This is a genomic window from Rhizobium sp. SU303 (assembly GCF_021052345.1).
Lineage (GTDB): Bacteria > Pseudomonadota > Alphaproteobacteria > Rhizobiales > Rhizobiaceae > Rhizobium > Rhizobium laguerreae.
Genome location: NZ_CP088095.1, coordinates 2,611,953 through 2,635,171, shown reverse-complemented (window position 1 = coordinate 2,635,171; position 23,219 = coordinate 2,611,953). Strand labels below are relative to the sequence as shown.

Below are 23,219 nucleotides of genomic sequence, written 5' to 3'. Positions count from 1 at the left end.
TCACTCCGGGAATTTCGAGACGATGATGAACATGACGGTGCCCATGAGCAGGGTGACCAGCGAATAGGTGTAGAGCACCAGCAGGAAGGGCTGGAACAGCATCAGGAAGCCGAGCCCGATCAGCACGGTGGCGATGGTCTCCATCGGGCCGCGGCGCAGGAAGAACGGCCGTTTCGGACGATGAGGGGCTGATGTTTCGATCAGATGGCTCATTTGCGGACGGCTCCGAAGGTGATGCCGCGCAGCAGCTGCTTGCGCAGGAGAATGGTGAAGACGAGGATCGGGATCAGGAAGATCGTCGTGCCGGCGGCGACGGCCGGCCAATCCTGTCCGCCTTCACCGATGATCGTCGGGATGAAGGGCGGCGCGGTCTGGGCCTCGCCCGAGGTCAGAAGCGCGGCGAAGGCATATTCGTTCCAGGCAAAGATCAGGCAGAAGATCGCGGTCGCGGCAATGCCGGTCGTTGCCTGCGGCAGCACGACCTTGCGGAAGGCCTGCAGTCTCGTATAGCCGTCGATCATCGCCGCTTCCTCGTATTCGCGCGGGATTTCGTCGATGAAGCCCTTGAGCAGCCAGACGGCGAGCGAGACGTTGACGGCGGTGTAGAGCAGGATCATCCCCAAGGCCGTGTCCGACAGCCCGAGCTCGCGATACATCAGGTAGATCGGGATGGCGACGGCGATCGGCGGCATCATGCGCGTCGACAGGATGAAGAACATCAGGTCGTCGGCGAGCGGTATCTTGAAGCGGGAAAAACCATAGGCGGCGAGCGTGCCGAGGAAGACCGCGAGGAAGGTGGAGCCGAAGGCGATTACCAGCGAATTGACGAAGCGCGGCAGGAAATTCGACGGGCCGGCGATCACCATGTTGCGCTTGCGCGTCACCTCATCGCAGGTGCCGACCGGCGCCGGCAGCGAGGCGATATAATCAGGCGTCTGCCGCGTGCGTGTCGTGAACAGATTGCAATAGCCCTCGAGCGACGGCGTGAAGACGATCTTCGGGGGGTAGCTGATCGAATCCGGCGGCGACTTGATGCTGGTCAGGAAGATCCAGACGAGCGGGATGAGGGTGATCAGCGCATAGAGAACGACGATGGTGCCGGCGATGCGTTTGCTGGACAAGCTCGGTTCGACGACCGAATGGGCGGAGTTGGCGGCGCTCATCGTTGTTTCACCTTGTTCAATGCCTTGACGTAGATGTTGGCGAGGCCGAACACCGCGACGAACAGGATGATGGCGAAGGCTGAGGCCCGGCCGGTCGCCCAGCTTTCGAAGGCAGCGCGTTTCAGCGTGATCGAAGCGACCTCGGTGACCGAGCCCGGCCCGCCGCCGGTGAGCAGCGTCACCATGTCGAACATCTTGAAATTCTCGATGCCGCGGAAGAGCACCGCGAGCATGATGAAGGGCAGGGCCATCGGCACGGTGATCCACCAGAACTGACGCCACGGGGAAGCGCGGTCGACCTCGGCCGCCTCATAGATATAGTCGGGGATCGAGCGCAGGCCGGCCAGGCAGATCAGCATCACATAGGGCGTCCACATCCAGGTATCGACGATGATGATCGCCCAGGGCGCCAGTGTCACGTTGCCGAGCATCTGGATATCCGATGTCGGAATGCCTGTGACCAGCGACACGGCATAGGCGAAGAGGCCGATCTGCGGCTCGTAGAGAAAGCGCCAGAAATTGCCGACGACGGCCGGCGACAGCATCATCGGGATGAGGATGATCGTCGTCCAGAAGGCATGGCCGCGAAACTTGCGGTCGATCAGATAGGCAAGCGTAAAGCCGATCACTGTCTGCAGCACGATTGTCCAGAAAACGAAATGCGCGGTGGTCTGCATCGCCTGCCAGATATCGGGATCGTTGAGGACGCGCTGGTAATTTCCGAAGCCGACACCCAGGACCGGCGCATTCGGCCGGTTGGCGCGGTAATTGGTAAAGGAGAGATAGACCGCCCAAAGCAGCGGGAAGATGTTGATCGCTAACAACAGAGTGATGGCAGGTGCAATGAACAGCCAGGCGATCGCCCTGTCGGAGAGGCCGCGGACGCGCCGGGCGACCGAGACCGGCGTTGCCCTTGCAGTCGCGTCGGCGGCCTTCTCGACGATGGAAGAATGAGACATAGTCAAGTTTCACCCGGTCTTTTGGGATATGGGGATCTGGCGGCCCGGCTCGTCTGCCGATCCGGGCCGCCATCCAGAGAAGGATGGCGCGTGTCAGAGTGCCACGTGTCTGCCTTCGCACTGGGTCTGGCCGGACATTAGATCTTTCCATCGTCCTTGAAGACGTCACCCCAGTCTTTTACCAACCCGTCGAGCGCTTCCTTGGCGGTGCCATTGCCGGCGACCACGTAGTTGTGGACGCGCTTCTGCATGGCCTGCAGCAGCGAGGCGTAGCTCGGCTCGGCCCAGAAGTCCTTGACGATCGCCATCGAGTCCAGGAAGGCCTGGGCATAGGGCTGGCTCTTGGCAAAGCTTGGCGCGTTGACGACGGAATTCAGGCAGGAAAAACCGCCGAGTTCCCACCACTTGGCCTGCACATCGGGCTGTGCGAACCACTTGATGTATTGCAGGGCGGCGTCGCGCTTGTCGGAATAGGAGACGACCGAGATGCCCTGGCCGCCGAGTTGGGCGAAATGGGCCTTTTCAGCCGGATTGGGGAAGAAGCCGATCCTCTCGCCGCCGACCTTCTCGTCCTTGTAGAGGCCGGGCCAGGTGAAGGCGAAGTTCATCTGCATGGCGACCTGGCCGGATTTGAAGGCGTCGGCGGATTCGACCATGTAGACGTTGGAGCTGCCGGGCGGGGTGCAGCAATCATAGAGGGATTTGTAGAATTCGAGGCCCTTGACCGCATCGGCCGAGTTGACGAAGCCCTCCATGTCATAGGGCTTCTTCGGGTTCTCGTACTGGAATCCCCAGTCGTAGAGCACGTTGGTCACGCCCATGGTGATGCCTTCGGAGCCGCGCTCGGTATAGATCGAGGCGCCATAGACGGTCTTGCCATCAATCTCGCGTTTCTGGAAGAACTCGGCGATCTGCTTCAGCTCGTCGTAGGTCTTCGGCGCGGCGAGGTCCCGTCCGTATTTCTCCTTGAATTCCTTCTGCAGTTCCGGTTTCTCGAACCAGTCCTTGCGGTAGGTCCAGCCGACGACGTCGCCCATGGCGGGCAGCGCCCAGTAGTTCGGGGTGTTCTTCGGCCATTCCGAGTAGCCGACGACCGTCGCCGGCACGAAGTCATCCATCTTGATGCCTTCCTTGTCGAAGAAGTCGTTGAGCTTGACGTAGTGGCCATTCTCGGCCGAGCCGCCGATCCACTGGCTGTCGCCGATGATGAGATCGCAGAGCTTGCCGTGCGAATTCAGCTCGTTGAGGAAGCGGTCGGCATAACTCGTCCAGGGAACGAATTCGAACTTCATCTGCGTGCCGGTCTTGGCGGTGAAATCCTTCGACAGCTCGACCAGCGCATTGGCGGGGTCCCATGCGGCCCAGCACAGCGTCAGTTCATCGGCTTTGGCGAGATTGGGCAATGCCGACGACATGACGAATGCCGTGGCCAGCCCGAAAAGGGCTTTCGATGTTTTCTGCATAAGTTCCTCCCAGAACCAAGGGCCGGCTCCCCGCCGGCGTCGCATGTTCACCCACTTCAGAGAATGCTCACATGAACTCCTCAATCATCATGTTTAGCAATATGTTTAGTGATATCTGTTTTTATAAACATTGCAAGCGCCAATCGTTGCTGCAACGCGACAGGTGTCGCGTCCCATAGGCGGATACTTCGAGAGCCGATATTTTCGCAGATCGCGAAAAATTCTTGGCGAGCGTACCGATGCAGCGACATCTGGCCTCGCTGCGACATCGATCGCACGGTATGGACTGCACGCCGCTCCTGTTTTTCCCCGGAGCGGTTCAAGCTTGGCCTCGCTTCGGTGGGGCCTTTTTCTTGAATCCTTTCTTGGGTCGATGCCGCGACGTATCGGGCCGCATCGGGAATATTCCCGCGCAGTGCGAGATTTAGCCTTTCCGGCCGGCTGCAACGGGCGTATTCAGCCAGTGTGCGGCTTCCATATCCGCGCTCCTCCGCGCGGCAGATCTCCGATCGGCTTCCTTCCCGTTTGCCTGCCGCGTCATCCGGAATTTTTATTGGCAGATCGATGACGACGGCAGAGACGAGCGAGAATGGGCAAGAGGCCGCGAGCGGCCGCCAGGCGAAGATCGTGGCGCTGGTCGTTGCCGTTTCCTTCTTCATGCAGATCCTCGACGGCACGATCGTCACCACCTCGCTGCCGCAGATGGCGGCGAGCTTCGGCGTGCAGCCGGTGTCGATGAGCATCGGCATCACCGTTTACATGCTGACGATGGCCGCCTTCATTCCGCTGTCGGGCTGGCTCGGCGATCGGTTCGGCGCGCGCCGCATCTTCCTAATGTCGATCGCCGTCTTCACCGGCGCCTCCTTGTTCTGCGGGCTGTCCGGCAGTCTTGCGGAATTCGTGCTGTGGCGCGCCGTCCAAGGGGCGGGCAGTGCACTGATGACGCCGGTCGGGCGCATCATCGTGCTGAAGAACGCCCGCAAGTCGGAACTCGTCCAGGCGATCGCGCTCATCACCTGGCCGGCGCTGACGGCGCCGGTGATCGGCCCGGTGCTCGGCGGCTTCATTACCACCTATGCCAGCTGGCACTGGAACTTCCTCATCAATATCCCGATCGGCATTCTCGGCATCGCGCTGGTGCTGCGTTTCGTGCCGGAGCAGCGCGAGACCAATCCCGGCCGGCTGGATCTCGTGGGCTTTGTGCTGAGCGCCGCCGGGCTGACCTTCCTGCTCGCCGCCCTCGAACTTTCGGTCAAATGGGACGGCGGGCTTTTACCCATCATATCAATGCTGGCGGCGGGCATCGTGCTGTCAGTCATGGCGACGCGGCATTTCCTCGCCGTCGACAATCCGCTGCTCGATCTTTCGGCCTTCCGCATCCAGACCTTCTCGATGTCGACTCTGTCGGCGGGCACGGCCTGCCGGATGGCGATCAATGCGACGCCGTTCCTGCTGCCTCTGCTGTTCCAGCTCGGCTTCGGCCTGAGCTCGATTGCCGCCGGCACCTATCTGCTCGTCTATTTCCTTGGCAATTTCAGCATGAAGGCGGTGACGACGCCGCTGCTGCGCTTCTTCGGCTTTCGCACAGTGCTTGGGGTCAACGGGCTGATCGCCGCTCTTTCGATTGTCGGCTGCGGTTTCCTCTCGCCGGAGACGCCGCCCTTTTTCATCCACGCGCTGCTTTTCCTCGCCGGCCTGTCGCGGTCGATGGAATTCACCGCTTTGAACACGCTCGCCTTCGCCGATATCGGCCCGGCGCAGCGAAGCTCGGCCTCAACGCTGTCGAGCATGCTGCAGCAGGTATCGATGCTGCTTGGCGTGGCAGTGGCGGCGGCCGTGCTCAACATCGCCTCGGCTTTCAGGGGCGCCGACAATCCCGTCCTTGCCGATTTCCGCTGGGCTTTCGTCGTGGTCGGCGTGATCGGCGTCGTCTCGTCGCTGCGCTTTCTGCAATTGCCGGCGGAGGCAGGGGCCGAAGTATCCGGCCATCGGAAATTCCAGAAAAATTAGCTTATCCGCGGAACCAATCGGGCCGCTCGGCGTTCATGCATCTCATTTCAGGTTTTTCGTTTCCCATCTCCTTCAACGCCTTCCACAAGGATCCTCCCCAGCCCAGGGTCATGTTCTGAAAATGCCGGCTTCCCGACATCCTCCTTCCGCGCCGCCTGCGACAAGAGCGAGGGATAACCGCTGTTTACCCCAGGCGGCCGATGCAATACGACATTGCCATGCGGACGACTCGGACGCTTGCGGGCGGTCGTCGCTGCAAGAGAACGCCGGGAGACCGAATGAGCAATGCTAGCGGCGATGCGGATGCCCTGATCCACATCCTCTATATCGACGACGACGAGGGGCTCGCCCTCCTGATGCAGAAAAACCTGCGCCGGCGCGGCTTTTCGGTCGAGTGGGCCGAGAGCGGTACTGCCGGCCTTGCGAGACTGGGCGAAGGCGGTATCGACGCCATCGTGCTCGATCATCTCGTGGCTGACGAGACCGGCCTCGACATTTTGCCCAGCATCACGGCGATGCCGGATCACCCACCGGTCATCTATGCGACAGGTTCGGACGATACCAGCATCGCGGTCGCGGCGCTGAAGGCCGGCGCCGACGATTACATGCTGAAGGGGATTTCAGCCGATTATTTCGACCTGCTCGCCGCCGCCCTTGAACAGGCGCTGGAACGGGCGCGTTTTCGCCGCGAGACGGCGCATGCGCAGGAGGTGATCCGCCAGCAGCGCGACCTTGCCGAAATGCTGCTCACCGAAGTCAATCACCGCATCGCCAACAGCCTCGGCCTCGTCGGCGCGCTGATCCGCATGCAATCCTCGATGACCACGGATCAGGTTGCGATCGACGCGCTGCACGAAACGCAGATGCGGATTAACGCCATCGCCAGCGTGCACCGCCGGCTCTATACCAACCGGCAGGTCGGCTCGGTACAGGTCGATGAATATCTGAACAGCCTGCTCACCGAACTCGAAACCTCAATGCGTGACGACAAGCGGCCGCACCGGATCGTCCTCACCGCGCAGCCGGTCAATCTGGCGACCGACAAGGTGATCACGCTTGGGCTGATCATCAGCGAACTCGTCACCAATGCCTTCAAATATGCCTATCCGGACAACGTGCCGGGCGAGATCCGCGTCATCGTCGACCAGACGGATGGCGCATTGCGTGTCATCGTCGAGGATGACGGCGCCGGTTTCGACCCGTCGAGCCCCGCCAGGGGAACCGGCCTTGGCACACGCATTCTGACGGCCATGGCCGCCAGCCTGAAATCGGATTTCGCCTATGACCCCGGCCACGACGGAACCAAGGCAACGCTGGTGTTTTCGTTGCATGAGGGGAAGTAGGAAGTGCAGCGTAGGGTGTGCCGTGTGCCCCCCTCATCCGCCCTACGGGCACCGATCGGGGTCGAGCCACTGGTCTCGACCCGTCCTTCGGACCCCCGAGGGGAGAAGGGGGAATCGAGACGTTGCCGCGAATCTCTTCTCCCCAGCGGGGAGAAGGTGGCGGCAGCCGGATGAGGGGGCTACCGGCACGGTGTTATCCCTTTTCCTACAATAATTTACCGAAGCTGCATCATCAAACCTAACGCTAGGGAAGGGGAAACATGGCGACGATCCGCACACCACGCGAAGTCTATGATTTCTGGTTCGTGAGATGCGGCCGGGAGCTGTGGTTCCGCTCAACGCCGGAACTCGACGCGGAGATCAGCGAAGGCTTCCGCGGTACCCATCTGGCTCTTGCGGCGGGTGTTGGCGCCGAATGGCGGACGGATGCGGAGAGCCGGCTGGCGGCTGTGATCGTGCTCGACCAGTTTCCTCGCAACATCTATCGCGGCACGGCGCTTGCCGTTGCGACCGATGGGCTGGCGCTTCGGGAAGCCAAGCTCGCGTTGGCATCGGGCGCTGATCGGGCGGTCGAGGCGGCATGCCGTACCTTTTTCTACATGCCCTTCGAACATGCCGAGGACCTTGGGGAGCAGGAGCGATCGGTGGAACTGTTCGGCGCGCTCGGCGATGCGGAATATCTCGATTATGCGATCCGCCACCGCGACGTGATCGCCGCCTACGGCCGATTTCCGCACCGCAATGCCATGCTGGGACGCGAGTCGACGGCTGAGGAATGCGACTATCTCTCCCGGCCCGATGCCGGTTTCTAAGGGTTTCCAGGGAGCTTCCGCCTTTCTGTCGCCTTTCTTTACTAAGACAAGCTGGCATTCTATTCCGACGACAACCTTTCCCGGAGGCGCTTTTGCGGCTGAGACCGATCCTGCTTCGCACCATTCTTCTGCTGACGCTGGCGGTCGCCGGCGCGCATTTCAAGGGTGCTGCCGCCTTCGCACAGGAGCCGCAGGCATCGGCGGCGGCGCAGGCGCCGCTTGCCGATATGCCGTTCGACCAGGCGACAAAGGAGATCGACAAGGCGAAGGTCCAGGTGACAGCGCTTCAGGACGGCGTCAAGCAAAATGCCGACAATGACGATGCCCTGGTCGGGCTTGCGACCAAGGCCGACGAGCTTAGCCGCGCCGTCATCACCATATCGGTCAATCTCAGGCCGCGTTTCGACCAGATCAAGAACCGGCTTGCCGAGATCGGCGATCCGCCGAAGGACGGGCAGCCGCCTGAAGCCGAGATCGTCACCCAGGAGCGCAACGCGCTCGCCGCCGAACGCGCGCAGATCAACGCGCTGACGGGCGATGCCGAAAACCTCTCGATCACGGTGACGAAGCTCGTCAACGAGATCACCGAGATGCGGCGGCGGCTGTTTGCCGATACGCTGCTCAGGCGCACCGAGATTTCGGTCTCGGTGCTCGACGATGCCGGTAGCGCCTTCGTGCACGAGGTCAGCGAATTCTCGCACGCTCTGTCGAGCTGGGCCACCTTCGTCTGGAAATTCAAGCGTTTCCCAATGTTTGCCGCGATCTTCCTGTCGCTCGCCTCGGCGCTGATCCTACTCTCCGGCAGTTACCGGCTGTTCGGCTCCTACCTGCGCCGCGACGAGGCTGTCGAGAATCCGTCCTATATCGGCCGGCTGTCGATCGCCTTCTGGTCGACGTTGATCCGCACGCTGGCGCTCTCGGTGCTGCTCGTCACCTCGTTCTTTTTCCTTAACGGGTTCAATGTGCTGAGGCCCGATATCGCGCCTGTCATTGGCGCCCTGTTCGGGGCGATCGGGCTTGTCTATTTCGTCGGCCGCTTCGTCAACGCCATCTTCGCGCCGCGCGAACCGCGCTGGCGGCTCGTGCGGCTTTCCAATCTCGGCGCGCGCTCGATCGGCTACTGCCTGCTGGCGATGGCGATCGTCAACGCGCTCGATTATCTGTTCGGCACGATCGGCGAGGCGATGGGCTCGCCGCTGGTCCTGACCGTGGTCAGAAGCCTGATTGCTGCGCTGATCATCGGCCTGATCCTGATCGCGGTCTCCTTCGGCAGGCCGATGCTGGCGAAGAACGGCGATCCCGATGCGCCGGGAAGACATTGGCCTCGCGGCATGGCGATCATCCTGCGGGTCGTCGGCGCCGGCCTCATCCTCACAGCACTCACGGGTTATGTCGGGCTCGCGCGCTTCGTCGCCACGCAGCTCATCATCACCGGCGCGCTGGTCGCCACCATGTATGTCGGCCTGCTCTCCGGCAAGGCGATATCAAGGCAGGAAAGCTTCGGCGATACCTTCTTCGCAAGCTTCCTGATGCGCCGCTTCAAGCTCGGGCCGGTGGCGATCGATCAGGCTGGCCTGCTCGTCGGCCTTGCCATCTATGCGGTGGCGCTTCTCGTCGGCATCCCGCTGATCCTGCTGCTCTGGGGCTTCCATGTGCAGGATCTGCAGATTCTTGCCTATCGGCTGTTCACCGAGGTCAGGCTCGGCGGTATCAGCATCTCGCTGCTCGGCATCTGCACCGGCATTCTCTTGTTTGCCGGCGTCTACCTGCTGACGCGCTGGGTGCAGCGCTGGCTCGATGGCAATGTGATGGCCAGAAGCCATGTCGATCTTGGCGTGCGCAATTCGGTCAAGACGGGCATCGGCTATCTCGGCGTCGGCATTGCGGCGATCATCGGCGTTTCGGCGGCCGGCATCGACCTGTCGAGCTTCGCGCTCGTCGCTTCCGCACTTTCGGTCGGTATCGGTTTCGGTCTCCAGAACATCGTCTCCAACTTCGTCTCCGGCCTGATCCTGCTCGTCGAACGGCCGTTCAAGGTCGGCGACCATGTCGTTTCCGGCACCGCCGAAGGTATCGTCAAACGCATTTCGGTGCGCGCCACCGAGATCGAGACCTTCCGCAAGCAGTCGATCATCGTGCCGAATTCTGATTTGATCAACGGCCTCGTCGGCAACTGGACGCACCGCAACAAGATCGGCCGCTCGGAAATCCCGGTTTCCGTCGCCTACAACGCCGATCCGCAGCAGGTGATGGACATCCTACTGGAACTGACGGCCAAGATACCGCTCGTCATGCGCAATCCGGAGCCGCATGTCGAATTCCTGCGCTTCGGGCCCTATTCGCTGGATTTCGAGCTGCGTTTCTTCCTCGCCGACATGGGTGACGGCATGGCGGTGCGCAACAATCTCAGGATCGAGATCCTTAAGCGCTTCAAGGCCGAGGGCATCGAGATCCCGCTGCCACAGACCGATCTTACCATCCATCGGGAGGCTCGTCCCGCGCTTGCCGATGCGGGCAGGGATCAACCCAACGAGCAGGAAAACTCGGCAGACACGCCCATGGAGGAGGAAGAGCAGCCGGTGCGGCAATTGCGCAGCAAGACGGCAGACGGCAATCGGAAAGGCTGAACGGGTCATTCAGCCATCATTCACAGCTATATGTGCATGATCTCCACTATCGGGATCGCTGCCGGGGGCAGCACCGATCGTTCGAGGGGAGGGCGCGCCAGCGCCGCCGCACATGATGGCAAGATTTGCCGCCGCTCTGCTTGTCCCGCTGCTTGCCGCACCCGCGGCTGAAGCGGCATCCATCACCAACACCGACCCAGCCGCCGTCGTGCTCGTCATCACCGAGAGCGGCCAGCGCATCGAGGTCGTCGTCGATGCCGGCGCTTCGGAAAACCTCTGTGCTTCCGGCTGCTTCATGACGACGCCCGACGGCGACCGCATCGGGCTCGACGGCGGCGAGACGATCGACATCGTCAAGGGCTCGGCCGTCGTCAAGTAGCGCCTGTCCTGATTAACGCGCTCAAGCTTGTCGGGGATTGGGAACAGTTTCCGGCCGGGCTACCGGGCGCGTCAGCCGCATGATGGCGAAGAATGCGGCAACGGCGACGGTGCTGAGCAATGCAGCGATCGACAGCGACCATGATACGCCGAGATTACCCATCAGGAAGGCAAGCGCGAAGGGCGCCATCGAGGAGACGACGAGACGGACCGACATGATTTGTCCTTGCCGCCGGCCGTAGCCATCGCTTCCGAAAAGCGCGAGCGGCAAGGTTCCGTAGACGATGCTATTAAGGCCCGAGCCGAGGCCGAAGACGACGGCGAAGACCAGCGCGCCCGGCACCGAGGGTGCCGTGGCGATGAGGATGACAAGGGCTGTCGGCAGCAGGATGGCGCAGATGATCGCCAGCATCACTTGCGACAAGCTCTCGCCAAAGACCATGGTGATGAGGCGGCTCAGCACCTGGGACGGACCGAAGAGTGTTCCGACCACCACCGCCGTGGCACCGAGGCCGAGTGCCGACATCACAGGCACCATGTGAACCAGAAGCGCCGAGTTCACGAAGCTTTCCAAAGCAAAGCCCGTCACCATCAGGATAAAGGCCGGCCTGCGCACCGACGGCGGAAGGCTCGGCTCGACGCGTTTTGCGGCCTCCTCGCCGGTCCGTCTCCTGGTTTGCCTGACGCCACGGGAGAGCCAGGCATGTAGGGGAAGGCAGATCAAGAGATTGAGTGCGGCGAAGATCAGATAGACGTTCTGCCATGAGAGATGTGCGTGCAGCGCCGTGGTGATCGGCCAGAAGATGGTCGAGGCGAAGCCGGCGATCAGGGTCAGATACGTGATGCTGCGTTGGGCGACCTGCGGCCTGATCTGCACGAGCAGGGCGAAGGCTGCGCCATATTGCACCAGGTTCGAGGCGATCTCGATGCCGATCAATGCCGCGACGAAAGCGATCTTTCCCGGCGCGAAGGCGCAGGCGACGAGAGCAGCGGCGGCAATCGCCGAACCCCATGTCATGATCCTGCCTGCCCCGAAGCGATCGATCCACGTGCCCATGAGAGGTGCGGCCAGACCGCCGATCAGAAGGGCCGCGGAGAGCGCGCCGAAGATCCATTCCGATGACCAGCCCAGATCAAGGGCCATGTCGGGGGCGAGGATGCTGAAGCTGTAATAGAGCGATCCATATCCGATGATCTGCGTCAGCCCGAGCGCGGCGATGGCCGCTATCGGCGGTCGTTCGGTGCTGGCGATGGTCATAGGGATCTGAGGCTCACGCGCTGTTCGAGCTTTTCGACTTCTTCCTTCCGCTCGCTGTAGCGGTCGGTCAGATAGTTCGAGGCATCACGGGTCAGCAGCGTGAACTTCACCAGTTCCTCGCAGACGTCGACGACGCGGTCGTAATAGGACGAGGGTTTCATACGGCCGTCCGCGTCGAATTCTTGGAAAGCTTTGGCAACCGAGGACTGATTGGGAATTGCGATCATCCGCATCCATCGTCCAAGGATGCGGAGCTGGCTTACCGCATTGAAGGACTGGGAGCCGCCGGAGACCTGCATCACCGCCAGCGTCTTGCCTTGCGTCGGCCGGACGGATCCCACCGACAATGGAATCCAGTCGATTTGCGCTTTCATGATGCCGGTCATCGCGCCATGACGTTCGGGGCTGACCCACACCTGGCCTTCAGACCATGCCGACCATTCGCGCAGTTCCTCAACTTTGGGGTGGCTCGCCGGCGCCGCATCAGGCAGCGGCAGACCTTCCGGATTGAAGATGCGAACTTCGCAACCGAAATATTCGAGCAGCCGCGCGGCCTCCTGTGCGAGGAAGCGGCTGTAGGACACTGCCCGCAACGAGCCATAAAGGATCAGGATGCGCGGTTTGTGCGTCGAGAACGCCGGCCTGAGCGCGTCCATATCCGGTTGACGCAGATGCATCGGCGATACGGCAGGCAGATCAGCCAATGCGCTTGCCTCCGGCATCGAGCACCTTCTCGCCGTCTTCCTTGGTGAAGGCGCCCTGATGCGTTTCCGGCAGGATTTCGAGGACAAGTTCCGACGGTCGCGACAGGCGCGTACCGAGAGGGGTGACGACGAAAGGCCGGTTGATCAGGATCGGATCTTTCAGCATCGCGTCAAGAAGCTGATCGTCGCTCAGATCGGGATTGTCGAGGCCGAGTTCGGCGTAGGGTGTATCCTTCTGGCGAATGGCATCGCGCACGGTGAGGCCGGCATCGGCGATCATCCTGACCAGCTCCCCACGTGACGGCGGGGTTTCCAGATAGTCGATGATATCAGGTTCGATGCCGGCGTTGCGGATCATCGCAAGGGTGTTGCGGGAGGTGCCGCATGCCGGGTTGTGGTAGATGGTGACGTTCATAGTTTTGCCTCTGACGACAGGGGTGAAGACGCGCCCGGCTGCAGCAGCCAGGTGAACAGGAAAAGGGCTGTGACCGCGCCTGTGATTTCGGCGATCCAGAAGCCTGGAAGATCGACCGGGCGAATGCCGGAGAAGGTGTCGGTCAGCGAGCGGGCCAAAGCGACGGCCGGATTGGCGAACGAGGTCGAGGCGGTAAACCAGTAGGCGGCGGTGATATAGAGCCCGACCAGCCACGGCACCGCCTTCTGCTCGAACTTGATGCCGGCAAGAATGACCGCCACCAGGCCGAAGGTCGCAACGCCTTCGGAAAACCATTGCGCGCCACCGGTGCGAACCTTGCTCGACAGCTCGATCAGCGGCAGGTCGAACATCAGATGGGCGGTGATCGTCCCAATCACGCCGCCGGCAATCTGCGCCAGGATATATCCGCCGACGTCGCGCTTCGGCAGTACGCGCGACATCGCGAAGATCAGCGAGACTGCCGGATTGAAGTGGGCGCCGGAGATCGGCCCGAGAACGGTGATCAGCACCACCAGCATGGCGCCGGTCGCCAGCGTATTGCCGAGCAGGGCAAGTCCCACATCCTCAGTCAGCGATGTTGCCATAATGCCGGACCCGACGACGGTCGCGACCAGCATGGCGGTGCCGAGGGCCTCAGCGACCAGACGGCGCGGCAAATCGAACGGCCCCATCAGTCGGCCGTCGCCGGTTTTGTGGACATGCCTTCCATGGCGCCGATCTGGCGCAGGTGCGTTTCCAGGGCGAGCTTGTCGATCGAGGAAAGAGGCAGGCTCAAAAAGGCGCTGATCCGGTTCTTGAGGAAGCGGGCGGCCTGCGCGAAAGCGCGGCCCTTGTCGACTTCGCTGCCCTCGACGGCAGCGGGATCCTCGACACCCCAATGGGCGGTCATCGGATGGCCGATCCAGACCGGGCAGGCCTCTCCGGCGGCGCTGTCGCAGACTGTGAAGATGAAGTCCATCTCCGGAGCGCCCGGTTCGGCGAACTCGTCCCAACTCTTCGAGCGGAAACCGGTCGTGGGATAGCCCTGCGCCGCAAGCTCCTTCAGCGCATAGGGATTGACCTCACCCTTCGGCTGGCTGCCGGCCGAATAGGCCTTGAACCGGCCCTTGCCTTCGGTTTCCAGGATGGATTCCGCCAGGATCGAGCGGGATGAATTGGCAGTGCAGAGAAAAAGCACGTTGTAAACGCGGTCTGTGGTCATTGCAGTTCCTCCTTGGTTGCAGGTGCACAGCATGCGGCAACGGCAGCAGCCGGCGCGCAGATCTCGGGGTTTCCACCGCAGCAATCCTCCATCAGGAAACGGATCAGGCCGCCCAGCGCCTCGTAATTGGCGGTGTAGATGATCGAGCGGGATTCGCGCTGCTGCGCAATCAGGCCCGAGCGTTCGAGCTCCTTCAGGTGGAAGGAGATGTTCGATGGCGAAACCTCCGCCTTTTCCGCGATGGCGCCTGCCGCCATGCCATCGGGGCCGGAGACCACCAGCATGCGGATGATATGCAGGCGCGTCTCCTGCGAAAGCGCGCCGAATGCGATCAGGGCTTGACGTTGATCCATATTTCAATAATCCTTGAATCGTTGAAACGAGGATTAGCGCAAATGAACGTTATCGACAACAGCAAAATTCAGGCAGATGACATCAACCTTGGCCTGCTGCTGAACATACTCGCCGGTGAGAGAGACTCGCCGCTGGTTTTCTATTACGACGGCCGACCGGTGAAGCCCGGGTATCATATCACCGAGGTCAAGGCGGGCAAATTCTCAGGCCTCGATTGCGGCGCCAATCCCGAAGCTTGGAACGAGATCTTCATCCAGCTCTGGGACATCGAGGAGGACGACCGCACGCATATGCCAGCCGGCAAATTCTATTCCATTATCCGCAAAGTGACGGACCATGTGCAGCTGGATGGTTCGGCGAAGCTCACCTTCGAAGTCAGTGATGGCGCCCGGCCGATGCAGCTCTACTGCGCGGCGATGCCGGTTCTCCGGGCCGGCGCCGTGCATGTCTCGCTTTCTCCGCGGCCTGCAAGCTGCAAACCGCGCGATCGGTGGCTGGCGGAGGAAAACAGGAAGGCAGCGGCCTGCTGCGGGCCGACAGCGGCAACGACCGGCTGCTGTGCATAAGGACATATAAGATCGGGCGCTGGCGAGAATGCCTGGTCGGTCGGTGATCCCGGCTTTACGGCGGTGTTTCTGTTCAACGCCTTGCACGGGGTGGTCAATCAGCCCGGCATCGGTGAGACGCCCGCTGCCCGTGCCGAATTGCTGCGGGCGATCGAGGTGCATTTCCTGCGCACGCTGGGTTTGCCGTCAGGCATTGATTGAGGGCTGGGCATCCCACCATCTGAGCACCCGCATCGCCCGGAGCGTCAGCCACCGCGAGGGCTTGCCTTGCCCGTCATCAACCTCGAACCACACCCGACCTGCAGGGCTCTCGTCGAGCGGCCAACTGCCGTCCTGCAAGCGCCGGGAACGAAGGTGGTCGATTGCTTCGCCGAGGCGTGGATCGGGGCCGGCGCCGGTCAGGATCGCGCTGGCGCGGAAATAATCGAGCGCGCGCAAAATATCGTAGCGCCAGCGGTTCGGATGCAGGAGGCGCAGGAAGCGCTCGTCGGCTGGCTCGCCGGTGCCGAGGCGGCGGAACAGGTTGCGGGCCAGCAGAAACCCCTCGCCCGTCCTGCGCGCCTCTCGAGACCGATGTGTGCCGCCGGTCGATCTTTCGTATTCCAGCAAACCTTCCAGCACGTTGATGGTGCTGGCGAAGGAGGAGCGGACAGAGCCGCGAGCCCGCTCGCAGTTCCAGCCACCGTCGTCGAGACGCTCGCCGGCCAGCCTGTCGACGATGGGCGAGACGTCGATCCCGAAATAGGCGCCATCGGCAACGGTGCGGCCGTTGATGCACTCCTCGACTTCGCCTTCCCAGTAGGGCTGGCCGCCTTCTTCCCAACGGGCGTTGGCGCCTATCAATTTGACGGTGCGCCTGGCGCAATCGCAGGCGGGATCCAGACCGAACTCGCGCAATTGCGACAGCGAGAAGGTCGTGGCCGTCCACGGCTGGCCACGCTCCTTCCACTCGTGCGGGTCGAAACCGGCGGGCAGGAAGGCGCCGCCTGCCCATTGCCCGTCCTCATCCTGGCAGGAGAGCAGCCTGGCGCCCCAGCCCTCGGTCTCGACTTTGGCCCGCTCAGTCATCCATTCCCGCTCCGGGGCGTCGAGCAGGTCGCGCATCACCTGCCATCGGATCGACGGGTCGGAGTCGAGAAGCCATTCGATCACCGGGTCGGATTGGATCATGAGGCGAACCTGTCGGCGGAGTCGGGGTCTATGGCTCGTTTATATTCGCTTCGGCCGAGCGGTGCCAGCCGGATGGGCTCGTCGGCCGCGTCACCAACGGCGCCTTCGGTTTCCGCATCAACCGCTCGCCGGCGCCTGCCATGCTACGCCGGATTGTGCCCAGGAGGGCACGAAGCTGAGAACCTCGGTTCGACTTATAATGCGACGGTTATCGGCGAAAGCCCGTTCGATGCCGAGAATGCGGCGTTTCGCGTCTGACTTCTTAATCATATCTGCAAAGAAATCGGAAGTGGCACCATCGGGCCGCCTCTTCATTTGTATCCAGGCGCGCCGATTAATAATTATTCAAATCAATCGATGTATCGGTTTGATCCGGGGACAGATTTTACATCAAAGGTTTGCTATGGCGTTTCTAGGTATTTCGGGGATGCAATATTCCGGGGAAATGTTTGCCGGCGCGCGTATTCTTGTCGCGGAAGATTCCAACGTGTTCACCTCGATGATCAGCAAACGCCTCAAAGAGCTGTTCGATATCGATGTCGAGATCTGCCGCAGCTTCGAAGATCTGCAGGTTTCCTACGACAAATCTTCCGATCCGATCACGCTGGCGATCTCGAACATCAACCTGCCCGGCGCCGAAAACGGCGAAGCGCTCGAATATCTGGTCGATCTCTCCATACCCACAATCGTCTTCACCGGCACCTTCCATGAAAACATGCGCGACAAGCTGATGGCCAAGGATATTGTCGACTATATCCTCAAGGACAACATCTTCGCCGTCGACCTGCTGGCGGAATCGATCTGCCGCTTCCTCACCAATCATCGCCACCACGTGCTGATCGTCGACGATAGTGCGACTGCGCGCGCCCTGCTGTCGAGCCGGTTGAAGCGCTACAATTTCCGGGTCAGCGTCGCCGAGAGCGGCGGCAAGGCGCTGGAGATCCTGAAGGCCAACCGCGATATTGGCCTTGTCATCACCGACTACAATATGCCCGACATCGACGGCTTCGAGCTGACGCGGCGCATCCGCGCCAATATTGGCTCGCACGAGCTGCGCATCATCGGTGTTTCCTCTTCGTCGAACCGGCTGCTTTCGGCACGTTTCCTGAAGGCCGGCGGCAATGATTTCATGCTGCGTCCCTTCATCGACGAAGAGTTCTACTGCCGCGTCAACCAGAACCTCGATACGCTGCTGCAAATTCAATCGATGCGTAAGGAGCGGGCGGTTGCCTGACAGCCCTTCCAGCATCGGTATCGCCAGGGGAGCAGAAATGACGGCCGGGGACAGTCTTCGAATTTTTGCAATTTCAGGTAATGTCGCCGTTGTTTGTCCCCTTCACGCGCAAAGGCCTCTCGGTTATCGTCCCCGCCGGGGAGAGGGCCGACTCGCGCCCGTCAGACGCATGGGGGAGTAGCGGCTGTGGCTTTTCAACCAGATTTTCAGCGGGATGGCATCGGGTTACGCTCGGGCGGACTCAAAATACTTCTGGTTGAAGATTCCCGGATGTTTTCCGCCGTGCTCTGCCACCGGTTTCAGACGGAGCTCGGCCTTGCCGTCAAATCCTGCCCGTCGCTGAAGGCTCTTCGCAAGGAACTTGCCGACGACGCTCACGGCTACACCATGGCCGTCGTCGATCTCAACCTGCCGGATTCGCCCTATGGCGAAGCGCTCGACTGCACGATCGAGCATGATATCCCGGCGATCGTCTTCACCGCGACATTCGATCTCAACACGCGCAACAAGATCATGGAGCGCAATGTCATCGATTACGTACTGAAAGACAATGAATTCGCGCTCGACAATCTGGTAGCTACCGTCCGGCGGGCGATCTCCAACCGCAAGACGCGGGTGCTCGTTGTCGACGATGTCGTCTCGGCGCGCCAAGTGCTTGTCGACCTCCTGAAGGCACAACAATATCTCGTCGTCGAGGCAAATTCGGGGCTCGAGGCGCTGGCAGCGCTCGAGGCCTACAGCGATATCGAACTCGTCGTCACCGATCACCACATGCCCGATATGAGCGGCTACGAGCTGACGCGGCGCATCCGCCATCGGTTCGGTTCGGACCGGCTACGCGTCATCGGCGTTTCCTCCTCCAACGACCGCATGCTTTCGGCAAGTTTTTTGAAGGCCGGCGCCAGCGATTTCGTCTACCGACCCTTCGTTGCCGAGGAACTGCAATGCCGCATCGCCAACAATGCCGAAACGCTGGCGCAGATGCGGCAACTCCGGGCAGCGGCGGCCTGCGACTACCTGACAGGCCTCTATAATCGCCGCTATTTCTACGACAACGGCCCGAAGCTGGTGAACGAGTGCCTGCGGCTGAAGGTGCCGAGCTCCGTCGCCATTCTCGATATCGATCATTTCAAGCGACTGAACGACACCTATGGCCACGAGATTGGCGACAAGGTGCTGAAGGCTGTCGCAAACAGGCTCTTTACGATCTTCGAGGGCAGCGACAATCTCCTATCGCGCCTCGGGGGCGAGGAATTCGCCATCCTCTTCCCGCAGATGGATTCGGCAGCCGCGACCAAGCTCTGTGACGAGATCCGCTCGGACATTTCGCGGCTGAAGGTCACGGCCGACGACGAGGAACTCGGCGTCACGATTTCGATCGGCATCGCCGAAATCGCCGGTTACGAAACCTTCGAGAACTACCTCAACGCCGCCGACCAGTTTCTCTACATGGCCAAGCACAGGGGCCGCAACCAGGTCTATTCCGACGCCAGGATGACGGAAGAGGCGGCGCAATAGCGGGCGCCTCATCTCAGTTAGCTTCTCTCGAAAACGCGAGCTGAAATTCGCCTGCGTCGGCGGTGCCGGTGGCGTTCCGTTGGGCCTTGTTTCCGAAAACCTGTTGACGATGGCGATGGCAGTATGGGGATCGGTCAGGTCCCTGTTGTGAACCAGACGTTCCAGTCAGATTCCAGCGCGTCGCCGTGGAACAAATGCCTGAGCCGCAGGTTCAGTAGATTCAACCGAAAAACGGAGGAGCGCTAGAGGCTGAAGCTGTACGCTCTTCGAGCCCAGCCAACACGGCGCCGTCAGCATTTTCGCTATCCCATGAGCGTAGTGCCGGTGCCCTTTGGCTGCGAGACGGCTAGAAATGAACGAGCGACAGGCGGAACTTCCGTGCATTCTCGTGGGGTTTGGATGCGCTTGCGGCGAGACTGTGAAAGGAAAAGTCAATGCGAATCCAAGCTGCATTGATCTTTGCGATGGTCGCATTTTCGAGTTCAAACGCTGTTGGACAGGCAACAGAACAACCGGCTACCGACTCGGAACGTTGCACTGCATCGCCTGCAGATCAGAACAATCAGTCGGCAACCGGAGACGCCGGGAAGGCGGCCAAGGGCGGTTCGCTGTCGCAAAAGATGGACGATTGCCACGGTGTGCTGAAGCCGCCCCCGACCGGGGACAGCGAATTCAGCCAGCCCGCGCCTGAGGAAGGTAAGACACCGGTCATTCGGCCTGACAATCTACCCGGGCAGCAACAACCGAAGTGACGATTTTTGCTGCCGCTGGACCGTTACTTGGTCAAACTGGCCGCGGCTGCGACGGCCTTTCTCAATGTCTCAGGCTGCGACCGCCTGCCTTGCCGTCGCCATGGTCATCTTGCGCTCGGCGCGCTCCTGCTGCGGCGAGCGATGGTAGAGTTCGCGATAACACTTGGAGAAATGCGAGGCCGAGACGAAGCCGCAGGCGACGGCAACCTCGACGACGGGCATCGAGGACTGCACCAGAAGGTGGCGCGCACGGTCGAGGCGGATTTCCAGATAGTAGCGGGCTGGCGAGCGGCCCATCTCCTGGCGGAACAGCCGCTCGATCTGGCGGCGTGAGAGGCCGGCGCCGTCGGCGATCTCGATCAGCGACAGCGGTTCGGCGAGATTGCCTTCCATCAGCTCGATAATCGACAGCACCTTGGCGTTCTGCACGCCGAGGCGGGCGCGCAGCGGCAGACGCTGGCGGTCGTGCGGGTTGCGCACGCGGTCGGTCAGGTGCTGCTCGCAGATACGGTTGACAAGGCTTTCGCCGAAATCCTCGCCGACGAGGTTCAGCATCATGTCGAGCGAGGCGGTGCCGCCGGCGCAGGTATAGAGATTGCCGTCGATCTCGTAGAGATCGGCATAGACCTCCGCCTGCGGGAAGGCTTCCGAAAAGCCCGGCAGGTTTTCCCAGTGGATGGCGCAGCGCTTGCCGTTCAGGAGGCCGGCCTGGGCAAGCACATGCGCGCCCGTACAGAGGCTGCCGACGGCGACACCGCGATTGTAGCATTCACGCAGCCAGGCATTGACCGACTTGTTGTTGAACTGCTCGACATCGATGCCGGAACAGACGAGCACCATGCCCGGCCGGTTTTCGCCGCCGAGATGACGGCGCTCCTCGGCAAGCGAGGAATTTGCCTCGACGCCGATGCCGCAGGAAGAATAGACTTTTTCCCCATCGACGGAGGTCAGCCGCCAGGTATAGGCCTGATAGCCGAGCATGCGATTGGCGATGCGCAAGGTGTCCACGGCTGCCGAAAAGGGCAGCATGGTGAATTGCGGTACCATAAAGAAGACTACCGAACGCTTCTTGATCTGCATCCTGTTCATAGCGAAATCCATGCTCGAGGGGCGATGACACATTCGTTGCGCGGAATGCGTCGCGCCGATGTCCTGAAAGCGACAGTGGCATGGAAAAATGCGGCCGGGAAGAGCAAATATGCGACATCGGCGGCGATTTGGCCGATCAAACCGCCGGAATGGCTGTGAGCATGGCAGAAGACAGGCTGATAGGCGACTGAAATTCAATGTTGAAAATGGCTAAGGAACGGATGGTCAGGCCACGAAAAAGGCGGCGTTGCACGAGGCAGGCGCCGCCCTTATCTTGGGAGGAATGTCGCATTCATTACATGGTCCGGTGTTTGTTGTCGTCCGTGCTCGGCCAGCCGATGTCCTTGCGAATGTCGAAGGGCATGGCTTCGATTTCGCGGGCCGTCTGCCAGCGCGTCCAGGCGAGCACAAGCTTGCGGGCATAATGTGCCAGATCGAAGCGGCTTTCACTGGAGGTGAGGGACTTACCACCACCGCGATAGGTGAGCGTGGTCATTTTCCGGTTCCTTTCTAGGGTCAGGGGCATGGTCATCATTGGGAGGTTCGTCCATGTCCATGATCACAATATGGGCCCTAGGAACTCATCATTCAAACGAATAGAACTTATGGATAACATCAGAGATATTGAATGATGGCGGTGAGCCGACTGACCGGCCTGTGAGGGGATGTGCGGGGCTGCGACGGTCTTGATCCCCAGGCTTTTGGCGCAAGGGAATCACAAATCTGCACCCCTGGGAGAAGCCAGCTTAGAGGGTGAAATCCCTTTTTGAATGATTAGGCGATCATTGTCGTTGCGTTGCTGAGCGAATGCCGGTCGTGCAGGGGCGGCAAAGCACTTCGACATCGGCGCCATGGTCGACCGGCTGCACTGGGGTCCAGAGTCTCATGCCGCTGCACGTCGAGGCCGCGAAGGCCAGATCGACGCAGTAGCATCATTGTATCAACGGACCTGAAATCACCCCGTCCTAGTGTGCAGCGGCCGGGGTGATGATCCCGAGATTGCCAAGCCCGACGACGATCAGCTGGACTGCGACTGCGGTCAGCAGAATGCCGAAAACGACCTCCGAGACGATCATGGTGACGGGCTTCATACGCTTGGCGAGCTTGTCGATGTTGGTGAACACCAGATAGTCGAATGCGCCGACGATCAGGATCAGGCCGATCACGAGTATCGCGCTGGCGATCGAGACGACTTCGCCGGAGGCGATGATGATGACCGTAATGCCGACAGGATTGAGCAGGTAAGGGACCGCAAGCGGAAATACGGCCAGCTTATCTGGATCGACGGGCGCCGCAATGTCGTCATGCGGCTTCTCCGTTGGTCCTGATGCCATCTTGATGGCGATCAGCGCGAGGATGATGCCGCCGGCGACGGCGACCGCGCCACCCGTGATGTGGAGAAGCCGCATCAGCAGAGCGCCGGTGGCGAAAAGGATCAGCGCCGTGACGACGGCGATGAGAACCATCTTGCGGCCGATGCGCACTTTGGTTTCGGTATCGAAGGCGTGGGTCTTTTCCAGAAACGGCACCAGAGCGATCTTCGGCCCGAGGCCGATCAGAAGCAGCAGCAGAAGTTTTCCGACGAGTGCGGCATCGATAACTGTGAAATCCATGGAACGTACCCTCTAGAATTTGTGACGCGAAAATCGAGGCCTCCCCACTTTGGGGAGGGTGGTGAAGAAGAGAACCGAACGGACTCGCCAGTCTTTCTGCGAGCCGCTCAGCGCGGGCATACGTCCCAGAAACCCGTCGTCTTGGCGGGCGAGGTGTAGTACCAGCATTGACCAGACTGCGGCGGCGTACCTGCCAATGAAACGGCAGCAGCTCCGGCGACGAAGCCGATGGCAGCACCCGCGGCGATGGCGGTGCCCGGACGCCAGTAGCGGCGAGGGGCGACGACCACGACGCCGCGCCGGACGGGCGGGCGAACGGCAGGGCGGTATGCCGGACGGGCGCGTCCGACTGCAGCGCATCCGCGCGGCCCGCAGGCCGCAGCACCGCAGCCTCTCGGGCCGCAGGCCGCCACGCCGCGGCGTGCGGCTTCGGCCGTCGCCGGAACGAGAAGGGGTGCGCAGACCATCATCAGCACGGCAAGTGTCGAAAGCATGTGCGATAGGATGACCAGGATCTTCATTTCATTTGCTCCCATTGCTCGTGTCTTGTTTATGGCCTGAAGGGTTTC

The 23,219-nt window shown here is 61.3% G+C and carries 25 protein-coding genes and 2 pseudogenes; 11 read left to right on the top strand and 16 right to left on the bottom strand.

Annotated elements, in window-relative coordinates; all coding sequences use genetic code 11:
- The 5 genes from RlegSU303_RS13170 to RlegSU303_RS13150 all read right to left on the bottom strand — a co-directional run bounded on the left by RlegSU303_RS13170 (nt 1) and on the right by RlegSU303_RS13150 (nt 4,244).
- Nucleotides 1–213, bottom strand: a complete 213-nt coding sequence (locus tag RlegSU303_RS13170; protein WP_094085699.1) for a hypothetical protein — start codon at nt 211–213, stop codon at nt 1–3.
- Nucleotides 210–1,163 carry a carbohydrate ABC transporter permease gene (locus RlegSU303_RS13165; RefSeq protein ID WP_017960896.1) on the bottom strand — a complete coding sequence of 318 codons (954 nt, stop codon included), beginning with the start codon at nt 1,161–1,163 and terminating at the stop codon, nt 210–212. The genes RlegSU303_RS13170 and RlegSU303_RS13165 overlap by 4 nt, the downstream gene beginning before the upstream one ends.
- Nucleotides 1,160–2,128, bottom strand: coding sequence for a carbohydrate ABC transporter permease (locus RlegSU303_RS13160; protein WP_165507541.1), 969 nt, complete (start codon nt 2,126–2,128; stop codon nt 1,160–1,162). Before RlegSU303_RS13160 ends, RlegSU303_RS13165 begins: the two co-directional genes overlap by 4 nt.
- 131 nt (nt 2,129–2,259) lie before the next feature.
- A complete protein-coding gene (locus RlegSU303_RS13155; RefSeq protein ID WP_131642540.1) occupies nt 2,260–3,585 on the bottom strand; it encodes an ABC transporter substrate-binding protein in 1,326 nt (441 codons plus the stop codon).
- Nucleotides 3,586–3,665: 80 nt separating this feature from the next.
- The gene (locus tag RlegSU303_RS13150; protein WP_165507540.1) at nt 3,666–4,244 is read right to left on the bottom strand and encodes a hypothetical protein; all 579 of its coding nucleotides are present in this window, start codon (nt 4,242–4,244) and stop codon (nt 3,666–3,668) included.
- On the opposite strand from RlegSU303_RS13150, the gene RlegSU303_RS13145 reads away from it, so the two are divergent.
- From RlegSU303_RS13145 to RlegSU303_RS13125, 5 genes are all read left to right on the top strand, one after another.
- On the top strand, nt 4,150–5,595 hold the full coding sequence (locus RlegSU303_RS13145; protein WP_131720147.1) for an MFS transporter: 1,446 nt from the start codon (nt 4,150–4,152) through the stop codon (nt 5,593–5,595). The two genes, RlegSU303_RS13150 and RlegSU303_RS13145, sit on opposite strands and share 95 nt — an antisense overlap.
- Before the next feature lie 278 nt (nt 5,596–5,873).
- On the top strand, nt 5,874–6,938 hold the full coding sequence (locus RlegSU303_RS13140) for a sensor histidine kinase (RefSeq protein ID WP_094085703.1): 1,065 nt from the start codon (nt 5,874–5,876) through the stop codon (nt 6,936–6,938).
- A gap of 260 nt (nt 6,939–7,198) precedes the next feature.
- A complete protein-coding gene (locus RlegSU303_RS13135; protein WP_131619723.1) occupies nt 7,199–7,750 on the top strand; it encodes a DUF924 family protein in 552 nt (183 codons plus the stop codon).
- A 92-nt stretch (nt 7,751–7,842) separates the two neighbouring features.
- Complete coding sequence (locus RlegSU303_RS13130; RefSeq protein ID WP_094085705.1) at nt 7,843–10,377, top strand: mechanosensitive ion channel family protein; 2,535 nt, start codon at nt 7,843–7,845, stop codon at nt 10,375–10,377.
- Between the two features lie 112 nt (nt 10,378–10,489).
- The gene (locus tag RlegSU303_RS13125; protein ID WP_094085706.1) at nt 10,490–10,756 is read left to right on the top strand and encodes a hypothetical protein; all 267 of its coding nucleotides are present in this window, start codon (nt 10,490–10,492) and stop codon (nt 10,754–10,756) included.
- A 21-nt stretch (nt 10,757–10,777) separates the two neighbouring features.
- On the opposite strand, the gene arsK is transcribed toward RlegSU303_RS13125, so the two are convergent.
- The 6 genes from arsK to RlegSU303_RS13095 are packed head-to-tail and all read right to left on the bottom strand — an operon-like array spanning nt 10,778 to nt 14,707.
- Complete coding sequence (arsK, locus tag RlegSU303_RS13120) at nt 10,778–12,013, bottom strand: arsenite efflux MFS transporter ArsK (protein ID WP_094085707.1); 1,236 nt, start codon at nt 12,011–12,013, stop codon at nt 10,778–10,780.
- On the bottom strand, nt 12,010–12,735 hold the full coding sequence (arsH, locus tag RlegSU303_RS13115) for an arsenical resistance protein ArsH (RefSeq protein WP_165504122.1): 726 nt from the start codon (nt 12,733–12,735) through the stop codon (nt 12,010–12,012). The genes arsK and arsH overlap by 4 nt, the downstream gene beginning before the upstream one ends.
- The gene (gene arsC, locus RlegSU303_RS13110; RefSeq protein WP_094085708.1) at nt 12,710–13,132 is read right to left on the bottom strand and encodes an arsenate reductase (glutaredoxin); all 423 of its coding nucleotides are present in this window, start codon (nt 13,130–13,132) and stop codon (nt 12,710–12,712) included. Before arsC ends, arsH begins: the two co-directional genes overlap by 26 nt.
- Nucleotides 13,129–13,824 carry an MIP/aquaporin family protein gene (locus tag RlegSU303_RS13105; protein ID WP_094085709.1) on the bottom strand — a complete coding sequence of 232 codons (696 nt, stop codon included), beginning with the start codon at nt 13,822–13,824 and terminating at the stop codon, nt 13,129–13,131. Before RlegSU303_RS13105 ends, arsC begins: the two co-directional genes overlap by 4 nt.
- Nucleotides 13,824–14,354 (bottom strand): arsenate reductase ArsC, encoded by a 531-nt coding sequence (locus tag RlegSU303_RS13100; protein WP_027668368.1) that lies wholly within the window; start codon nt 14,352–14,354, stop codon nt 13,824–13,826. Before RlegSU303_RS13100 ends, RlegSU303_RS13105 begins: the two co-directional genes overlap by 1 nt.
- Nucleotides 14,351–14,707, bottom strand: a complete 357-nt coding sequence (locus tag RlegSU303_RS13095; RefSeq protein ID WP_131619726.1) for an ArsR/SmtB family transcription factor — start codon at nt 14,705–14,707, stop codon at nt 14,351–14,353. Before RlegSU303_RS13095 ends, RlegSU303_RS13100 begins: the two co-directional genes overlap by 4 nt.
- 42 nt (nt 14,708–14,749) lie before the next feature.
- On the opposite strand from RlegSU303_RS13095, the gene RlegSU303_RS13090 reads away from it, so the two are divergent.
- Nucleotides 14,750–15,274: a DUF6428 family protein gene (locus tag RlegSU303_RS13090; RefSeq protein ID WP_131619727.1), complete on the top strand. Its 525-nt coding sequence runs from the start codon at nt 14,750–14,752 to the stop codon at nt 15,272–15,274.
- 6 nt (nt 15,275–15,280) lie between these two features.
- Nucleotides 15,281–15,475: pseudogene (locus RlegSU303_RS13085) on the top strand (TetR/AcrR family transcriptional regulator); the annotation flags it as partial.
- Here the strand turns inward: RlegSU303_RS13085 and RlegSU303_RS13080 are convergent.
- On the bottom strand, nt 15,461–16,444 hold the full coding sequence (locus tag RlegSU303_RS13080; protein ID WP_131619728.1) for a squalene cyclase: 984 nt from the start codon (nt 16,442–16,444) through the stop codon (nt 15,461–15,463). The pseudogene RlegSU303_RS13085 and the gene RlegSU303_RS13080 overlap by 15 nt on opposite strands.
- Before the next feature lie 403 nt (nt 16,445–16,847).
- Between RlegSU303_RS13080 and RlegSU303_RS13075 the strand changes: the two genes are divergently transcribed.
- The 4 genes and pseudogenes from RlegSU303_RS13075 to RlegSU303_RS13060 all read left to right on the top strand — a co-directional run bounded on the left by RlegSU303_RS13075 (nt 16,848) and on the right by RlegSU303_RS13060 (nt 19,948).
- Entirely contained in the window at nt 16,848–17,678 is an 831-nt protein-coding gene (locus RlegSU303_RS13075; protein ID WP_032991940.1) for a response regulator, read from the top strand.
- Between the two features lie 186 nt (nt 17,679–17,864).
- Complete coding sequence (locus tag RlegSU303_RS13070; RefSeq protein WP_131720146.1) at nt 17,865–19,196, top strand: diguanylate cyclase; 1,332 nt, start codon at nt 17,865–17,867, stop codon at nt 19,194–19,196.
- Nucleotides 19,197–19,227: 31 nt separating this feature from the next.
- A pseudogene (locus RlegSU303_RS13065) lies at nt 19,228–19,347 on the top strand (glutaredoxin); the annotation flags it as partial.
- Between the two features lie 283 nt (nt 19,348–19,630).
- The gene (locus RlegSU303_RS13060; RefSeq protein WP_131629074.1) at nt 19,631–19,948 is read left to right on the top strand and encodes a hypothetical protein; all 318 of its coding nucleotides are present in this window, start codon (nt 19,631–19,633) and stop codon (nt 19,946–19,948) included.
- 69 nt (nt 19,949–20,017) lie between these two features.
- Here the strand turns inward: RlegSU303_RS13060 and RlegSU303_RS13055 are convergent, their stop codons facing one another.
- The 4 genes from RlegSU303_RS13055 to RlegSU303_RS13040 form a co-directional block, all read right to left on the bottom strand.
- The gene (locus tag RlegSU303_RS13055) at nt 20,018–21,037 is read right to left on the bottom strand and encodes a GlxA family transcriptional regulator (RefSeq protein WP_003540607.1); all 1,020 of its coding nucleotides are present in this window, start codon (nt 21,035–21,037) and stop codon (nt 20,018–20,020) included.
- A gap of 295 nt (nt 21,038–21,332) precedes the next feature.
- Nucleotides 21,333–21,533, bottom strand: coding sequence for a hypothetical protein (locus RlegSU303_RS13050; protein ID WP_026157393.1), 201 nt, complete (start codon nt 21,531–21,533; stop codon nt 21,333–21,335).
- Nucleotides 21,534–22,002: 469 nt separating this feature from the next.
- Nucleotides 22,003–22,650, bottom strand: coding sequence for a MarC family protein (locus RlegSU303_RS13045; RefSeq protein ID WP_131720145.1), 648 nt, complete (start codon nt 22,648–22,650; stop codon nt 22,003–22,005).
- Between the two features lie 107 nt (nt 22,651–22,757).
- A complete protein-coding gene (locus RlegSU303_RS13040) occupies nt 22,758–23,171 on the bottom strand; it encodes a hypothetical protein (RefSeq protein WP_077978454.1) in 414 nt (137 codons plus the stop codon).
- Nucleotides 23,172–23,219 lie beyond the last annotated feature (48 nt).

Coding starts and splice junctions, on each gene's coding strand:
- RlegSU303_RS13155 (WP_131642540.1), bottom strand. CDS start 3,585: ATGCAGAAAACATCGAAAGCCCTTTTCGGGCTGGCCACGGCATTCGTC.
- RlegSU303_RS13040 (WP_077978454.1), bottom strand. CDS start 23,171: ATGAAGATCCTGGTCATCCTATCGCACATGCTTTCGACACTTGCCGTG.
- RlegSU303_RS13140 (WP_094085703.1), top strand. CDS start 5,874: ATGAGCAATGCTAGCGGCGATGCGGATGCCCTGATCCACATCCTCTAT.
- RlegSU303_RS13125 (WP_094085706.1), top strand. CDS start 10,490: ATGATGGCAAGATTTGCCGCCGCTCTGCTTGTCCCGCTGCTTGCCGCA.
- RlegSU303_RS13055 (WP_003540607.1), bottom strand. CDS start 21,037: ATGAACAGGATGCAGATCAAGAAGCGTTCGGTAGTCTTCTTTATGGTA.
- arsH (WP_165504122.1), bottom strand. CDS start 12,735: ATGCCGGAGGCAAGCGCATTGGCTGATCTGCCTGCCGTATCGCCGATG.
- RlegSU303_RS13080 (WP_131619728.1), bottom strand. CDS start 16,444: ATGATCCAATCCGACCCGGTGATCGAATGGCTTCTCGACTCCGACCCG.
- RlegSU303_RS13100 (WP_027668368.1), bottom strand. CDS start 14,354: ATGACCACAGACCGCGTTTACAACGTGCTTTTTCTCTGCACTGCCAAT.
- arsK (WP_094085707.1), bottom strand. CDS start 12,013: ATGACCATCGCCAGCACCGAACGACCGCCGATAGCGGCCATCGCCGCG.
- arsC (WP_094085708.1), bottom strand. CDS start 13,132: ATGAACGTCACCATCTACCACAACCCGGCATGCGGCACCTCCCGCAAC.
- RlegSU303_RS13150 (WP_165507540.1), bottom strand. CDS start 4,244: ATGAAGAAGGAAACGGCAACGACCAGCGCCACGATCTTCGCCTGGCGG.
- RlegSU303_RS13095 (WP_131619726.1), bottom strand. CDS start 14,707: ATGGATCAACGTCAAGCCCTGATCGCATTCGGCGCGCTTTCGCAGGAG.
- RlegSU303_RS13165 (WP_017960896.1), bottom strand. CDS start 1,163: ATGAGCGCCGCCAACTCCGCCCATTCGGTCGTCGAACCGAGCTTGTCC.
- RlegSU303_RS13045 (WP_131720145.1), bottom strand. CDS start 22,650: ATGGATTTCACAGTTATCGATGCCGCACTCGTCGGAAAACTTCTGCTG.
- RlegSU303_RS13075 (WP_032991940.1), top strand. CDS start 16,848: ATGGCGTTTCTAGGTATTTCGGGGATGCAATATTCCGGGGAAATGTTT.
- RlegSU303_RS13050 (WP_026157393.1), bottom strand. CDS start 21,533: ATGACCACGCTCACCTATCGCGGTGGTGGTAAGTCCCTCACCTCCAGT.
- RlegSU303_RS13145 (WP_131720147.1), top strand. CDS start 4,150: ATGACGACGGCAGAGACGAGCGAGAATGGGCAAGAGGCCGCGAGCGGC.
- RlegSU303_RS13105 (WP_094085709.1), bottom strand. CDS start 13,824: ATGGGGCCGTTCGATTTGCCGCGCCGTCTGGTCGCTGAGGCCCTCGGC.
- RlegSU303_RS13090 (WP_131619727.1), top strand. CDS start 14,750: ATGAACGTTATCGACAACAGCAAAATTCAGGCAGATGACATCAACCTT.
- RlegSU303_RS13060 (WP_131629074.1), top strand. CDS start 19,631: ATGCGAATCCAAGCTGCATTGATCTTTGCGATGGTCGCATTTTCGAGT.
- RlegSU303_RS13170 (WP_094085699.1), bottom strand. CDS start 213: ATGAGCCATCTGATCGAAACATCAGCCCCTCATCGTCCGAAACGGCCG.
- RlegSU303_RS13135 (WP_131619723.1), top strand. CDS start 7,199: ATGGCGACGATCCGCACACCACGCGAAGTCTATGATTTCTGGTTCGTG.